The sequence below is a fragment of the Mycobacterium sp. Aquia_216 genome (assembly GCF_026723865.1).
Lineage (GTDB): Bacteria > Actinomycetota > Actinomycetes > Mycobacteriales > Mycobacteriaceae > Mycobacterium.
Genome location: NZ_CP113529.1, coordinates 703,097 through 716,308 on the forward strand (window position 1 = coordinate 703,097; position 13,212 = coordinate 716,308).

Below are 13,212 nucleotides of genomic sequence, written 5' to 3' on the forward strand. Positions count from 1 at the left end.
GCTAGGGTGTTCAATCCAACGGAGTTCGCAACAGGGCAGCTGAGCTAAGGAAAGTAGATGCGTGCGCCATGACAGATGCGCTGACGACGGTTGGGGTGGTTGCCGAGTCCGGGACCGACGAGCGGCGTGTTGCGCTGGTACCCAAGGCGGTCGCGTCCCTGGTGGCCAGTGGTGTGGCGGTCGTGGTCGAGGCCGGCGCGGGTGCGCGGGCTTTGCTTCCCGACGAGCTCTACAGCGCGGCCGGTGCCAGCATCGGAGACGCGTGGGCTGCCGATGTCGTCGTCAAGGTAGCGCCGCCGACGGCCGACGAGGTCAACAAGCTGCACAGCGGTCAGACGTTGATCGGCTTCCTGGCCCCCCGCAACGCCGAGAACTCGATCGGCGCGCTCAAGGCCGCCGGCGTGCAGGCGTTCGCGCTGGAGGCCATCCCGCGCATCTCGCGGGCCCAGGCGATGGATGCGTTGTCGTCCCAGGGCAACGTCTCCGGTTACAAGGCCGTGCTGCTGGCGGCGTCGGAGTCGACCCGGTTTTTCCCGATGCTGACGACGGCGGCGGGCACGGTGAAGCCGGCCACGGTGCTGGTGCTCGGGGTGGGCGTGGCCGGGTTGCAGGCACTGGCGACGGCCAAGCGGCTCGGTGCGCGCACCACCGGCTACGACGTGCGTCCCGAGGTGGCCGATCAGGTGCGTTCGGTGGGGGCGCAGTGGCTGGATGTCGGCATTGACGCGGCGGGCGAGGGCGGTTACGCGCGCGAGCTCACCGACTCCGAGCGCGCCCAGCAGCAGCAGGCATTGGAAAAGGCCATCAGCGGCTTCGACATCGTGATCACCACGGCGCTGGTTCCGGGCCGGCCCGCACCGCGTCTGGTAACCGCCGCCGCGGTGGAGGCGATGAAGCCCGGCAGCGTGGTGGTGGACCTGGCCGGGGAAACCGGAGGCAACTGCGAGCTCACCGAGCCCGGTAAGACGGTCGTCCGCCACGACGTCACGATCGCCTCGCCGCTGAACCTGCCCGCCACGATGCCCGAACACGCCAGCGAGCTGTACAGCAAGAACATCACCGCCTTGCTGGATCTGCTGATCACCGACGGCAAGCTCGCCCCCGACTTCGACGACGAAGTGCTCGCGGACTCGTGCGTGACCCGCGACCGCGCCGGCGACGTTGCAGAACGCAGTGATGCTGAGGAGCGGCGCCAGACGGCAGGAGAGGACTCCTAGATGTACGACGAACTTTTCGCGAACCTCGCGATTCTGGTGCTATCCGGATTCGTCGGGTTCGCGGTGATCTCCAAGGTGCCCAACACGTTGCACACACCGCTGATGTCCGGCACCAACGCGATCCACGGCATCGTGGTGCTGGGCGCGCTGGTGGTGTTCGGGGAGGTCGAGCACCCGTCGCTGGCGGTGCAGATCATCCTGTTCGTCGCGGTGGTGTTCGGCACGCTGAACGTGATCGGCGGCTTCATCGTCACCGACCGGATGCTGGGCATGTTCAAGGGCAAGAAGAAGCCTGTGCCCGCTACGTCTGGCGACGATGCGGGCCGTGCAGCGGCCCGAGGAGGAGCCGGACAATCCGGCACAGTCGAGGAGCCGGCCGCCAAATGAACTACTTGGTGATCGGCCTCTACATCATTTCGTTCGCACTCTTCATCTACGGCCTGATGGGCCTGACCGGGCCTAAGACCGCGGTGCGTGGCAACCTGATCGCCGCGGCGGGCATGACCCTCGCCGTCGTGGCCACATTCATCAAGATTCGGCACACCGAGTCGTGGGTGCTGATCATCGCCGGCCTGGTCGTCGGTGTGGTGTTGGGCGTTCCGCCGGCACGGCTGACCAAGATGACCGCCATGCCACAGCTGGTGGCCTTCTTCAACGGCGTGGGCGGTGGAACGGTCGCGCTGATCGCGCTTGCGGAATTCATGGACACCAAAGGCTTTTCGGCCTTCCAGCACGGCGAATCCCCGACCGTGCACATCGTGGTGGCCTCGTTGTTCGCCGCGATCATCGGCTCGATCTCGTTCTGGGGCTCGATCATCGCGTTCGGCAAGCTGCAGGAGCTCATCTCCGGATCGCCGATCGGCTTCGGCAAGGCCCAGCAACCGGTCAACCTGCTGCTGCTGACCGCAGCCGTGGCTGCCGCGGTGGTGATCGGGTTGCACGCGCATCCCGGCACCGGCGGCGCCCCGTTGTGGTGGATGATCGGTCTGCTGGCCGCGGCCGGGGTACTGGGGCTGATGGTGGTGCTGCCCATCGGTGGTGCCGATATGCCGGTGGTCATCTCGCTGCTCAACGCGATGACCGGGCTCTCGGCCGCCGCGGCGGGACTGGCGCTGAACAACACCGCGATGATCGTGGCGGGCATGATCGTCGGCGCGTCCGGTTCGATTCTGACCAACCTGATGGCCAAGGCGATGAACCGCTCCATCCCGGCGATCGTCGCCGGCGGTTTCGGCGGCGGCGGCGTGGCCCCGAGCGGCGGCGACGGTGGCGACAAGACCGTCAAAGCCACCTCGGCCGCCGATGCGGCGATCCAGATGGCCTACGCCAATCAGGTGATCGTGGTTCCGGGCTACGGCCTCGCCGTCGCGCAGGCACAGCACGCCGTCAAGGACATGGCGGCGCTGCTGGAGAACAAGGGTGTGACGGTGAAGTACGCGATCCACCCGGTCGCCGGCCGCATGCCGGGGCACATGAACGTGCTGCTGGCCGAGGCCGAGGTCGACTACGACGCGATGAAGGACATGGACGACATCAACGACGAGTTCGCGCGCACCGATGTCGCGATCGTCATCGGCGCCAACGATGTCACCAACCCGGCCGCCCGCAACGATGCCTCCAGCCCGATCTACGGCATGCCGATCCTCAACGTGGACAAGGCCAAGTCCGTGATCGTGCTCAAGCGGTCGATGAACTCCGGGTTCGCGGGCATCGACAACCCGCTGTTCTACGGCGAGGGCACCAGCATGCTGTTCGGCGATGCGAAGAAGTCGGTGACCGCGGTCGCCGAGGAGCTCAAGGCCCTTTAGGCCGGACCTTCGCCTGTAGCTCGGCGACGACGGGACCGATCCACACGCTGAGCAGGCGGCGTAATTCCGTGCCCCCTCCGGTCGGCGGCGACATGATGAACGACTGCAGCGTGCGCAGCACAATTTGCAGGATGTCTTCGATCGCCGACGGGGGAAATGCCGACCAGTCGACATCGAGACGGTCCAGAATCGAGCGCCCCAGTACGCGGGCGGTCTCGTTTGCCACCGTGACTTGTTCGGCGAACGCCGCGGTGCGCGACGTCCGCAGCAAGAGGCCGATGTAGGGATCTTTCGGCAAGCGCTCCAGGGTCAGGCAGATGCCTTCGATCACCGCCGCCGCGGGGTCGGCCATCCCGTGCAGCGCGGTCGCCAGCTGGTCCATGAAGTCGGCAGTCGCGTCTAGAGCAGTCGCCTGAAGCAGCTCTTCGGTCGAAGCGAAATAGTGATAGATCGTCTGCCGTGTCACGTTCAGCGTGCGCGCGACATCGGCCAACGTGATCTGGTCGCCGCGCTCGTCGATGGTGCGGCGGGTGGCCGACAGGATGCGGGCCACCGCCTCCTCGTCGCTGGCCGGAACACTGCCGCCCCATCCGCGAGTCCGCACATCGCGACGATAGCCGACGCGCGTGCCGTGTTCTGGTCATACGTCTTGCAATCAGATGTATGATCGATGCCGGCGATCAAAGGAGATGGCATGAACACGACGACGTGTCCGTTCGGAGAGAATTTCGACTTCACCGACCCCGACGTTCTGTTGGCCGGTCTTCCGGTGACCCAATTCGCCGAGCTGCGCCGAACGGCCCCGGTCTGGTGGAACGAGCAGCCCGAATCGATCTTCGGGGATGGCGGCTACTGGGTGATCAGCCGCCACGAGGACGTCAGAGACATCTCCCGCAACAGCGAACTTTGGTCGACCAACCGCAAGGGCGCGGTCATGCGCCTTCCCGACGGGGTCACCGCCGATCAGCTCGAGTTGACCAAAGCCTTGCTGGTCAACCACGACGCGCCCGAGCACACCCGGCTGCGCAAGCTGGTATCCCGGCTCTTCACCCCGCGCGCGATTGCCCAGCTCGAAGAGAAACTCGGTGGGGCGGCGGCCGAAATCGTGCGCAATGCCTCGCTCAAAGAGGACGGCAACTTCGTCGACGACATCGCGATGAACCTGCCCCTGCTGGCGATCGCCGACCTGATCGGCGTGCCGGAGGCGGATCGCGCGAAGCTGTTCGACTGGACGAACGCGATCATGAACACCGACGATCCCGACTTCGCCGCTGATCCCACCGTCGCCAACGCGGAGCTGATGGCCTACGCCTACAACATGGCCGACGAGCGGCGCCGATGCCCGGCCGACGACATCGTCACGCGCCTGATCCAGGCCGACATCGACGGGGATGCACTGGGCGACGTCGAGTTCGCGTTCTTCGTCATCCTGCTGGCCGTGGCCGGCAACGAAACCACCCGCAACGCCATGACGCATGGAATGAACGCGTTCTTCGACAACCCCGATCAATGGGAACTGTTCAAGCGGGAGCGGCCCGCCACCGCGGTCGACGAGATCATCCGGTGGGCCAGCCCCGTGCATTGCTTCCAGCGCACCGCGCTTGCCGACGTCGAATTGGGCGGCGTCACGATCCGGGAAGGCCAGCGTGTGGGTCTGTTCTACAGTTCGGCCAATTTCGACGAGGAAGTCTTCGAAAACCCGTTTCAATTCGACATCTTGCGCAATCCGAACCCGCACCTGAGTTTCGGCGGCAACGGGGCCCATTACTGTATCGGCGCGAACCTGGCGCGAATGGAGATCAAATTGATCTTCGACGAGCTCGCCACGCAGCTGCCCGACATCACCAGACTTGCCGCACCGCAACGACTGCGCTCGGGCTGGATCAATGGAGTCAAACGCCTCGACGTCGCCTACCGCTCGCCCGCGGTGGCGACCGCGACTAAGGCTGTCTAGACGGGTGGGTAGGCGGGCGGCGGGTATCCCTGGCCGTTTTCGACCCCACGCAAGCCCCAGCTCAGATAGCCCATGAAGAATTCGATTTCGTCGCTCGCGTCGTAGTCCGGACTCGGGTCCATGCGACTCACCCTAGGTTCGGCGACGTGCAGCGGATCCGGGCTCATGTCAACCGCGGATGGCCGGAGTAAGGGAGCCGGTGCTAGCCGCACAACCGTATCTAGGCCGAATTGCCGTGCAGCACAAGGCAAACGTGAAACCGAGCTGTGGCCCGCGACGCCTTCTGGGCGGGCGGAACGCGATTTGTTCGGGACGCGAAAAAGGCGGTCTAAACGGGCGGGTAGGCGGGCGGCGGGTATCCATTGCCGTCCTGAACCCCGCGCAGGCCCCAGGTCAAATACTTCATGAAGAATTCGATTTCGTCGCTGCCGTCGTAATCCGGACTCGGATCCATCGCCCCACCTCTGCACTCGCGACTAGTTCAAATAATGAAGTCTAGTCCCATCCGGGCCGGGGCGACAGGCGCCGAAAAGTCACCGAGCCCTAAACTGTCCAACCAGTTGATTGGTACTTTGCCTAAACCAGGCCCGGCAGCAAGCCCGTGCCGCCCCGCCGGCAGCGACGATAGTGAGCAGACATGTCATCCGACAGCATCACCCGCAACGGGTTAACACGCCGCGAGGAGTTGCTGGCGGTTGCCACCAAGCTGTTCGCCGCCCGCGGCTACCACGGCACCCGGATGGACGACGTCGCCGACGTGATCGGCCTGAACAAGGCCACCGTCTACCACTACTACGCCAGCAAATCGCTGATCCTGTTCGACATCTACCGGCAGGCCGCCGAGGGCACGCTGGCCGCCGTGCACGACGATCCCTCCTGGACGGCACGCGAAGCGCTTTACCAATACACCATTCGGCTGCTCACCGGCATCGCCAACGATCCCGAACGGGCCGCGGTGTATTTCCAGGAGCAGCCTTACATCACCGAGTGGTTCACCGAGGACCAGGTCGCCGAGGTCCGCGAGAAGGAGGCTCAGGTCTACCACCATGTGCACGGCCTGATCGACCGCGGGATTGCCAGTGGCGAGTTCTACCAGTGCGACTCCCACGTGCTGGCGCTGGGCTACATCGGGATGACGCTGGGCAGCTACCGGTGGCTGCGGCCCAGCGGGCGGCGCAGCGCCAAGGAAATCGCGGGCGAGTTCAGCACCGCGCTGCTGCGGGGACTGATCCGTGACGAGGCGATCCGCACGGAATCCCCGCTCGGGCCGTAGCCCGTCGAGTAGAACTACTCAGCCTCAACGCGTAGAACTGCACGGGACTCGGGGCCTGCCGCTCGGCGATGCTTTCGCCATGACAACTTCTTTGGGCATTCCCAGCCCCACCGAGCTGGCGGCACGCACGCCGGCCGACCGCGACCGCGCCCTCGACGTCATTCGCATCGTGTCCCTGATCGGCGTCGTGGCGGGCCACACCGTGATGGCGATCAGCGTCATTCGCAACCACGTGCTCATCTGGGACAACCTGCTCACCACCTCGGTGGTGTTTCAGGCTCTCACCTGGATTCTGCAGATCATGCCGTTGTTCTTCTTCGCGGGTGCCGCGGCGAGCCTGTCGTCCTGGCGGCCCGGCACCAACTGGGGCGGCTGGCTGATGAAACGCTGCACCAGGCTGTTCCGCCCGGTGTTCTACTACCTCGGTTTCTGGGCGGTCGCGCTCACCGTGCTGTATCCGGTTCTGCCCCAACATATCTACGAGCCGGTCGCCGGCGTCAGCATCCAGCTGCTGTGGTTCCTGGGTGCCTACGTGCTGGTGTTGGCCGCGATGCCGGCATTAGCCCGGATCACCACTGCGACCCGCTTCGCCACCGGCGTCGGCGCGGTCTACGGGGCCATCGCCGTGACCGACGCCATCCGGCTGCACTGGCCGGCCGCATCCGCGCTGGGCTATCTGAACCTCGGGGTCTGGCTCATCCCCGCCATGTTCGGTGTCGCTTACCGGCGCGGGCTGCTCAGCGGGCACGGCGTACTGGCCACGGCGGCGGCCGTCCTCGCGGTCAACGTCGCACTGGTGTGCTGGGGGCCCTATGAAATCAGCATGGTCGGCACCGGTGACCACCGTCTTTCCAACACCAGCCCGCCGTCGTTGCTGCTCGCCGGGCACGCAATCATCTTGAGCGCCATGGCAATCGCGGCAATGCCCGCGATCACCCGATGGGCAGAGCGCCCGCGCGTGTGGTGGTGGACTACGGTCGGCAACTCCGGAGCGATGACGCTGTACCTGTGGCATATGCCCGCCCTGCTCGGCATGCACCTGCTCTTCGACTACCTCGGCCACCCCCGCTACCCCGGACAGCCGGATTTCTTCGCCATCGGCGCGATGCAGCTGCTGCTGATGGTCGCCGCGGTGGCAGTGCTGTTCGTGGTACTGCGGCCCCTGGAGAACAATCCGCTGTCCGGCTGGGACGGTGCTCCGGCAATCACCTCGATCGGACGGGGTGTGGCGGCGGGCCTGCTGCTGTGCGTTGCCGGGGTGGCAACGCTGGCCGCGATCAAATGGGGCCTCAAAGACAACGGGCTCGTCTGCGTCGCAACGATGGTGGCCGCCCTGGTGAGTGCCCGCGCGCTGGCCGCGGCCGGCCGGGATCGGTCATGAAATCCCTCCGGCAGTCGCCCGCATCCATCGCGCTCGCGCTGCTAAGCCTCGTCGGTTCCGCGGCGAACGGGCTGGGCTTTGTCGCCTGTGGCCTTGAGTTGACGAAAATGGTTCGCGGTCTTGGCTTTTTAGCACCCCTATTGTTGGTGGGGCCGTTGGGGATTGGTCTCCTTGCGGTGGGATTGTTGGAGGCCGCAGCGGCGGTGGGACTGTGCAGCGGCGCGCTCGTGCTGCTGTGCGGCCGCCGCGCCGGCATCTGGGTCACCATGGTGGCATGCGGGCCGGCTTTACTGGCTGGTCTGCTGGTGGTGACTCGGCTCGTCGCCGCGCCGCTGATATTCGGCAAGGAAATGGCCGGACTTGCCACCCAGCCGGTGGGCTGGGCCATCTTGGTGTGCAGCCTCGTCACAGCAATATCGACTGTGGCGCTGGCATTTTCACCCCTGTCGCGACAGCCATGGCCGGTTCATGCGGGTTAAGGTTCGCCGTCCAGGCCGTGCTCGATCGCGTAGCGGGTCAGCTCCACGCGGTTGGCGACTTGCAGCTTTCGGAAGGTGGCTTGGATGTGATTTTCGACGGTGCGGTGGCTCAACGACAGTCGTTCGGCAATCTGCTTGGCCGAGAGGCCCTTTGCGACGTGCCGCAACACCTCGGTCTCGCGCTCGGTCAAGCTGGGGCCGGCCGGTCCGGAGTCCTTGCTCTGGGCGATGCGGCGGTATTCGCCGAGCACCAGTCCCGCCAGGCTCGGGGTGAACACGGCCCGACCGGCTGCGGTGGCCGCCACGGCTTGAGCCAGTTCGGCTTTCGAGGCGCTCTTGACCAGGTAACCGGTGGCCCCGGCCTTGACGGCCTCCAGCACATCGTCGCGCTCGTCGGAAGCAGACAGCACCAACACCCGCGATGTCGGTGACACCGCCAGCACCTCGGCCGTCGCCTGCGCGCCGTCGCCGTCGGCCAGGTTCATGTCCATCAGCACCACGTCCGGCTTGACCACGGCCGCCCGGCGCCGTGCGGCGGCCACACCGTCGGCCGTGGCGACCACGTTGAACCCGTCCTCGGCGAGGTCACGGGACACCGCGTCGCGCCAGATCGGATGATCGTCCACCACCATCACCGTCGTTGCGGTGTCGTCGGTCATTTCGACCCCCCGTCGCGCGGCACGCACAGCTCCCACTCGGTTCCTTCGCCTGGGACGCTGCGTAAGTGGGCGGTGCCGCCGAGTGATGTCAGCCGTCCCACAATCGATTTCGAGACCCCCAGGCGTCCCTGCCGGGCGGCTTCCGCCAGTCGGCCATCGACGATGCCCACACCATCGTCGCGCACGCTGACCATGACCGAATCGCCCAGATCTTCCAGGAGTACGAACGCGTGGGCTTGGGGCCCCGCGTGCGCCCGCGCGTTATCCAGGGCATTACCCACCGCGGCATCAAGCTCGGCGGCGACCCGGCGCGCCACGGCCACCGGAGTGCCCGGCAAGCTCACCGATACGCGGTCGGCCTCCCGGCGGCGTAGCAGCGTGCGGAGGTCCATCGTCGTGCGGTCCCCGTACTCGTCGATACCGGTGGAGGTGACCCATCGTCGCAGCGCCCGTTCCTGTTCGCTCGCGAGGTCAGCCAATTCGGCTGTGGGACCACCGATTTCGTGGCCACGCTTGGCGACCAGCGCCAGGACCTGGATGGCACCGTCGTGCACCTCACGAGACAGCCGCTCTCGTTCTTGAACCGCGGCGGACAGTTGGGCGGCGCGTTGCAAGTCGTCGTGGGCGCGTCGCGCGGTTTGGGCGGCCATGCCTATCGCCACGCCGATCGCCAGCTCGATGATGGCGGTGGCGTTGTGTCCGAGGTTGAGGGCGAAATAGTTCTTCACCGCGAAATTGGTAGCCATCACTGCCAGGCCGGCCAGCATCCCGCCGACCGGGCCGAACTGGATGGCCGCCGAGATCGTGGGGTTGGTGGCCCATAACGTCGTCGGCCAGGTTTGATTGTCGGCGGCCCAATGCTCGGTAGTGACCATCTTGTTGGACCACATGAGCAGGACGACGATCACGATTTCGGCGATCACCCACACCGGCTTTCGGCCGAACCCGCGCAAGTAGGCGATCGCGCAGGCCGCGCTGCAGCCGATCAACACCGCGAACAGCACCCAGCCCAGCGCGGGCCGGCGCAGATCCGGGTTGATCGCGATCTGGAAGCCAGCCGCGTAAACGCAACTCAGCAGCCGAAACACCTGCGCCGCGCGCCACAGCGGCGCGGTCGGATCGGGATTCGGGCGCGTCATCGCGCCCAGCATAAGTCCGCGACCCACCGACGCGGGCTCTGCCAAGGATCAGGTCGCGGTGGTGAACGGGTTGTGTTCGGCGATCAGCTTCTCGATGCGTGCCTCATCCAGGCGCACGCGCACGGTCGTGGCCTCTTGCTGATCGCGGATCACCTTCGCCAGGGTGAACGCGCTGGAGACCAGGAACAACACTGTGATGCCGAGGAACAGCCGCTGCCACGAGTCGAGGGGAAGGTAGAAGATCCCACCGAGCGCGCTGACGAAACTGACCCCGAACGCGACGGCGGCCTGAATGAAAAAGGCGGCGGTGTTCTTCGACATGCCATTGGGAATTTCCATGTGCTCCAGCATGCGAAAGCAGCTGGTGCGCCGGACAGGGTAGGACTACTCAGATTTCAGATGCTTGTCGAGGAAGGCGAGCTGGTCGGCGATCACCCGCTCGAAGCCGTCGTCGACATAGATCGCGAAATGCCCCTCGGGATAGGTCCGCACCTCACCGCGGGGAGCGTTGGCGGCGTGGCGCAGGGTGGCGTCCGCGGGGGCCAGCGAGTCGTGTTCGCACACGCAGAACAGGATCGGGCAGGAGATCTTCGCGGTGAGCAGGCCGGGCCGGTAGGTGAAGACCTTCGTCGTGATCCGAGCGGCGATCTCGTTGCGCAGCTCGACGCCGTCGGGAACCAGCCGCAAGTAGCCCGTGTAGGCGTCGGGCGTGTTCATCAGCGCGACGTCCCCGGGCTTGCCCGCGGTGGCGATCATCACCGGGGACGTGCCCCGCCGGGCGGCGACGACGTCGCGAATCGCCCGCGCGGCGATGCGTGCGGTGGCCAACGGGTGGGAGATCGTGCGCGCCGACGCGATGCCGTCGGTAAACGGACATTGCGCGACGACGGCCGCGATACCCGGCAGGCGGGCCGCCGTGGTGATGACATGCCCGCCCGCAAAAGACGTGCCCCACAGTGCGATTCGATCATGGTCGATGCCGTCGAGGGTGCGGGCGTGGGCGACGGCGGCGGCCCAGTCGGCGAGCTGCATGTCGATGTCCAGGACTTGGCGCGGCTGGCCCTCGCTGTCGCCGAAGTTGCGGTAGTCGAAGACCAGGCAGGCGTAGCCGGCCGCGCTGAATCGCTCGGCGTAGGCATCGAGCCGCATGGTGCGCACCGCCCCTAAACCATGCGCCATCACCAACAACGGCGTGGGCGCATCGCTGGCGGGTCGGTACAGCCAGGCACTGATCCGGTCGTCGCCGGAGATGAATTGCACATCGTCGCGGTGTGTCATCGGCGTTCCATTCTCCCTGGCCGGAGTTAAGTCCGGCCCTGTAGGCGCCCCGGAAGTTGTGGACTAGTGTCTAGAAAAGTTTTCCTGGTTTCAAGGGACGGAGACTGAAGATGGCGATCCGCGTCGCGCACGTCGGTACCGGAAATGTCGGAGGCCTGGCCCTGGCCGAACTGATCGCGAATCCGCAGTTCGAACTGACGGGCGTCTGCGTGTCTACACCGGAGAAGGTGGGCCGCGACGCCGGGGAATTGTGCGGAGTCGGCCTGGACGCTCCCACCGTCACGGGCATCGCGGCGGTCAACGACCTGGACGCCATCCTGGCGGCCAAGCCCGAGTGCGTCGTGTACTGCGCGATGGGCGACACCCGGCTGCCCGAGGCGATGGGCGACGTGATGCGCATCCTGGCCGCCGGCATCAACGTCGTCGGCTCGTCACCGGGGCTACTGCAATACCCGTGGGGAGTCATGCCTGACAAGTACATCGCGCGCGTGGAAGATGCTGCTAAGCAAGGCAATTCGAGTATCTTCATCAGCGGCGTCGATCCGGGATTCGCCAACGACCTGATCCCGTTCGCGCTCGCCGGGACGTGTCAGCGCATCGAACAGGTGCGCTGCATGGAGATTCACGATTACGCCAGTTACGACGGCGAAGAAGTCATGAACTACATGGGGTTCGCTCGGCCCATGGACGAAATCCCCATGCTGCTGCAGCCGGGCATCCTTTCCATCGCGTGGGGTACCGCGATCCGTCAGCTGGCGGCCGGCCTCGGCATCGAGGTCGACGAGATCACCGAGTCCTACCAGCGCGAACCGGCGCCGGAGGATTTCGACATCGCGATCGGCCACGTGGCCAAGGGCACGCTGGCCGTGCTGCAGTTCGAGATCCGCGGCATGGTCAAGGGCCACCCTGCCGTCGTCATCGAGCATGTCACGAGATTGCGGCCCGACCTGCGGCCGGACCTGCCCCAGCCCGCCTCCGGCGACGGTTCGTACCGCGTCGAGATCACCGGCGAGCCGTCGTATGCGGTCGACATCGTTCCGAGCAGCCGCAAGGGCGACCACAACCACGCCGCGATTGCCGGCGCCGCGGGCCGCGTCGTCAACGCGATCCCGGCGGTGATCGCGGCGCCCCCGGGCATCCGGACCACACTCGATTTGCCGCTGGTAACCGGCAAAGGCCTTTACGCACCAAGCACTTTGGTGACCACTTAAATCGAAAGGAGACCCTAGCGTGGGTCAGGTAGGACGCGTAGCGGGCAAAGTTGCACTCATCAGTGGCGGTGCCGGCGGGATGGGCGCCGAAGACGCGCGCCTGCTCGTCGAGGAGGGCGCCAAGGTGGTGATCGGCGACATCCTGGACGACCAGGGCAAGGCGCTGGCCGACGAGATCGGTGACGCCGCACGCTATGTGCACCTCGACGTCACGCAGCCCGACCAGTGGGACGCGGCGGTCGCGACCGCGGTGGGCGAATTCGGCAAGCTCAACGTGCTGGTCAACAACGCCGGGACGGTCGCGCTCGGTCCACTCCGGAGCTTTGATCTGACCAAGTGGCAGAAGGTCATTGACGTCAACCTGACCGGAACGTTCCTGGGTATGCGGGTGGCCGTCGACCCGATGATCGCGGCCGGCGGCGGCTCGATTATCAACGTGTCGTCGATCGAGGGTCTGCGTGGTGCACCCATGGTGCACCCGTACGTCGCGTCCAAGTGGGGCGTACGCGGCCTGGCCAAGTCGGCGGCCCTGGAGCTGGCGCCGCACAACATCCGGGTCAACTCCGTGCACCCCGGCTTCATCCGCACCCCGATGACCAAGCACCTGCCCGAGGACATGGTGACCATCCCGCTGGGCCGGCCCGGCGAAGTGCGCGAGGTCGCGACGTTCGTGCTGTTCCTGGCCAGCGACGAGTCGTCCTATTCCACCGGCAGCGAGTTCATCATGGACGGCGGGCTGATCACCGACGTGAACCACAAGGACTTCTAGGGGCGGTTGGCCGGTGGGGCTTTTGGCCGGCGCCGAGCGTACCG

The 13,212-nt window shown here is 66.1% G+C and carries 16 protein-coding genes; 9 read left to right on the forward strand and 7 right to left on the reverse strand.

Annotated features, from left to right (window positions below):
• Positions 1–68 precede the first annotated feature (68 nt).
• The 3 genes from OK015_RS03335 to OK015_RS03345 are packed head-to-tail and all read left to right on the forward strand — an operon-like array spanning position 69 to position 3,025.
• The gene (locus tag OK015_RS03335) at positions 69–1,217 is read left to right on the forward strand and encodes a Re/Si-specific NAD(P)(+) transhydrogenase subunit alpha (protein WP_268129241.1); all 1,149 of its coding nucleotides are present in this window, start codon (positions 69–71) and stop codon (positions 1,215–1,217) included.
• Positions 1,218–1,604, forward strand: a complete 387-nt coding sequence (locus tag OK015_RS03340) for an NAD(P) transhydrogenase subunit alpha (RefSeq protein WP_268129243.1) — start codon at positions 1,218–1,220, stop codon at positions 1,602–1,604.
• Entirely contained in the window at positions 1,601–3,025 is a 1,425-nt protein-coding gene (locus OK015_RS03345; protein ID WP_268129245.1) for an NAD(P)(+) transhydrogenase (Re/Si-specific) subunit beta, read from the forward strand. Before OK015_RS03340 ends, OK015_RS03345 begins: the two co-directional genes overlap by 4 nt.
• Here OK015_RS03345 and OK015_RS03350 read toward each other — a convergent pair.
• Positions 3,012–3,629: a TetR/AcrR family transcriptional regulator gene (locus OK015_RS03350; protein WP_268129246.1), complete on the reverse strand. Its 618-nt coding sequence runs from the start codon at positions 3,627–3,629 to the stop codon at positions 3,012–3,014. The two genes, OK015_RS03345 and OK015_RS03350, sit on opposite strands and share 14 nt — an antisense overlap.
• A 90-nt stretch (positions 3,630–3,719) precedes the next feature.
• Between OK015_RS03350 and OK015_RS03355 the strand changes: the two genes are divergently transcribed.
• The gene (locus tag OK015_RS03355) at positions 3,720–4,979 is read left to right on the forward strand and encodes a cytochrome P450 (RefSeq protein ID WP_268129248.1); all 1,260 of its coding nucleotides are present in this window, start codon (positions 3,720–3,722) and stop codon (positions 4,977–4,979) included.
• Here the strand turns inward: OK015_RS03355 and OK015_RS03360 are convergent.
• Positions 4,976–5,101, reverse strand: coding sequence for a hypothetical protein (locus OK015_RS03360; RefSeq protein WP_268129249.1), 126 nt, complete (start codon positions 5,099–5,101; stop codon positions 4,976–4,978). The two genes, OK015_RS03355 and OK015_RS03360, sit on opposite strands and share 4 nt — an antisense overlap.
• Positions 5,102–5,307: 206 nt before the next feature.
• On the reverse strand, positions 5,308–5,433 hold the full coding sequence (locus tag OK015_RS03365) for a hypothetical protein (RefSeq protein ID WP_139826857.1): 126 nt from the start codon (positions 5,431–5,433) through the stop codon (positions 5,308–5,310).
• A 183-nt stretch (positions 5,434–5,616) separates the two neighbouring features.
• On the opposite strand from OK015_RS03365, the gene OK015_RS03370 reads away from it, so the two are divergent.
• The 3 genes from OK015_RS03370 to OK015_RS03380 all read left to right on the forward strand — a co-directional run bounded on the left by OK015_RS03370 (position 5,617) and on the right by OK015_RS03380 (position 8,112).
• Positions 5,617–6,252 carry a TetR/AcrR family transcriptional regulator gene (locus OK015_RS03370; protein WP_268129252.1) on the forward strand — a complete coding sequence of 212 codons (636 nt, stop codon included), beginning with the start codon at positions 5,617–5,619 and terminating at the stop codon, positions 6,250–6,252.
• 79 nt (positions 6,253–6,331) lie between these two features.
• A complete protein-coding gene (locus OK015_RS03375; RefSeq protein WP_268129254.1) occupies positions 6,332–7,633 on the forward strand; it encodes an acyltransferase family protein in 1,302 nt (433 codons plus the stop codon).
• Entirely contained in the window at positions 7,630–8,112 is a 483-nt protein-coding gene (locus OK015_RS03380) for a hypothetical protein (protein ID WP_268129256.1), read from the forward strand. Before OK015_RS03375 ends, OK015_RS03380 begins: the two co-directional genes overlap by 4 nt.
• Here the strand turns inward: OK015_RS03380 and OK015_RS03385 are convergent.
• The 4 genes from OK015_RS03385 to OK015_RS03400 are packed head-to-tail and all read right to left on the reverse strand — an operon-like array spanning position 8,109 to position 11,188.
• A complete protein-coding gene (locus tag OK015_RS03385) occupies positions 8,109–8,771 on the reverse strand; it encodes a response regulator (protein ID WP_268129258.1) in 663 nt (220 codons plus the stop codon). The two genes, OK015_RS03380 and OK015_RS03385, sit on opposite strands and share 4 nt — an antisense overlap.
• A complete protein-coding gene (gene macS / locus OK015_RS03390; protein ID WP_268129259.1) occupies positions 8,768–9,910 on the reverse strand; it encodes a MacS family sensor histidine kinase in 1,143 nt (380 codons plus the stop codon). Before macS ends, OK015_RS03385 begins: the two co-directional genes overlap by 4 nt.
• Positions 9,911–9,958: 48 nt before the next feature.
• Positions 9,959–10,249, reverse strand: coding sequence for a YiaA/YiaB family inner membrane protein (locus OK015_RS03395; protein WP_268129260.1), 291 nt, complete (start codon positions 10,247–10,249; stop codon positions 9,959–9,961).
• Positions 10,250–10,294: 45 nt separating this feature from the next.
• On the reverse strand, positions 10,295–11,188 hold the full coding sequence (locus OK015_RS03400) for an alpha/beta hydrolase (protein ID WP_268129262.1): 894 nt from the start codon (positions 11,186–11,188) through the stop codon (positions 10,295–10,297).
• A 110-nt stretch (positions 11,189–11,298) separates the two neighbouring features.
• On the opposite strand from OK015_RS03400, the gene OK015_RS03405 reads away from it, so the two are divergent.
• Positions 11,299–12,399, forward strand: a complete 1,101-nt coding sequence (locus tag OK015_RS03405) for an NAD(P)H-dependent amine dehydrogenase family protein (RefSeq protein WP_268129264.1) — start codon at positions 11,299–11,301, stop codon at positions 12,397–12,399.
• A gap of 79 nt (positions 12,400–12,478) precedes the next feature.
• A complete protein-coding gene (locus tag OK015_RS03410; RefSeq protein ID WP_268132404.1) occupies positions 12,479–13,168 on the forward strand; it encodes an SDR family oxidoreductase in 690 nt (229 codons plus the stop codon).
• The last annotated feature ends 44 nt before the right edge of the window (positions 13,169–13,212 follow it).

Excerpts from the sequence above, each read along its gene's own strand:
- OK015_RS03370 (WP_268129252.1), top strand. The coding sequence starts at position 5,617 with ATGTCATCCGACAGCATCACCCGCAACGGGTTAACACGCCGCGAGGAG.
- OK015_RS03400 (WP_268129262.1), bottom strand. The coding sequence starts at position 11,188 with ATGACACACCGCGACGATGTGCAATTCATCTCCGGCGACGACCGGATC.
- OK015_RS03345 (WP_268129245.1), top strand. The coding sequence starts at position 1,601 with ATGAACTACTTGGTGATCGGCCTCTACATCATTTCGTTCGCACTCTTC.
- OK015_RS03385 (WP_268129258.1), bottom strand. The coding sequence starts at position 8,771 with ATGACCGACGACACCGCAACGACGGTGATGGTGGTGGACGATCATCCG.
- OK015_RS03380 (WP_268129256.1), top strand. The coding sequence starts at position 7,630 with ATGAAATCCCTCCGGCAGTCGCCCGCATCCATCGCGCTCGCGCTGCTA.
- OK015_RS03335 (WP_268129241.1), top strand. The coding sequence starts at position 69 with ATGACAGATGCGCTGACGACGGTTGGGGTGGTTGCCGAGTCCGGGACC.
- OK015_RS03365 (WP_139826857.1), bottom strand. The coding sequence starts at position 5,433 with ATGGATCCGAGTCCGGATTACGACGGCAGCGACGAAATCGAATTCTTC.
- OK015_RS03395 (WP_268129260.1), bottom strand. The coding sequence starts at position 10,249 with ATGGAAATTCCCAATGGCATGTCGAAGAACACCGCCGCCTTTTTCATT.
- OK015_RS03405 (WP_268129264.1), top strand. The coding sequence starts at position 11,299 with ATGGCGATCCGCGTCGCGCACGTCGGTACCGGAAATGTCGGAGGCCTG.
- macS (WP_268129259.1), bottom strand. The coding sequence starts at position 9,910 with ATGACGCGCCCGAATCCCGATCCGACCGCGCCGCTGTGGCGCGCGGCG.
- OK015_RS03360 (WP_268129249.1), bottom strand. The coding sequence starts at position 5,101 with ATGGACCCGAGTCCGGACTACGACGCGAGCGACGAAATCGAATTCTTC.
- OK015_RS03410 (WP_268132404.1), top strand. The coding sequence starts at position 12,479 with ATGGGCGCCGAAGACGCGCGCCTGCTCGTCGAGGAGGGCGCCAAGGTG.
- OK015_RS03340 (WP_268129243.1), top strand. The coding sequence starts at position 1,218 with ATGTACGACGAACTTTTCGCGAACCTCGCGATTCTGGTGCTATCCGGA.
- OK015_RS03355 (WP_268129248.1), top strand. The coding sequence starts at position 3,720 with ATGAACACGACGACGTGTCCGTTCGGAGAGAATTTCGACTTCACCGAC.
- OK015_RS03375 (WP_268129254.1), top strand. The coding sequence starts at position 6,332 with ATGACAACTTCTTTGGGCATTCCCAGCCCCACCGAGCTGGCGGCACGC.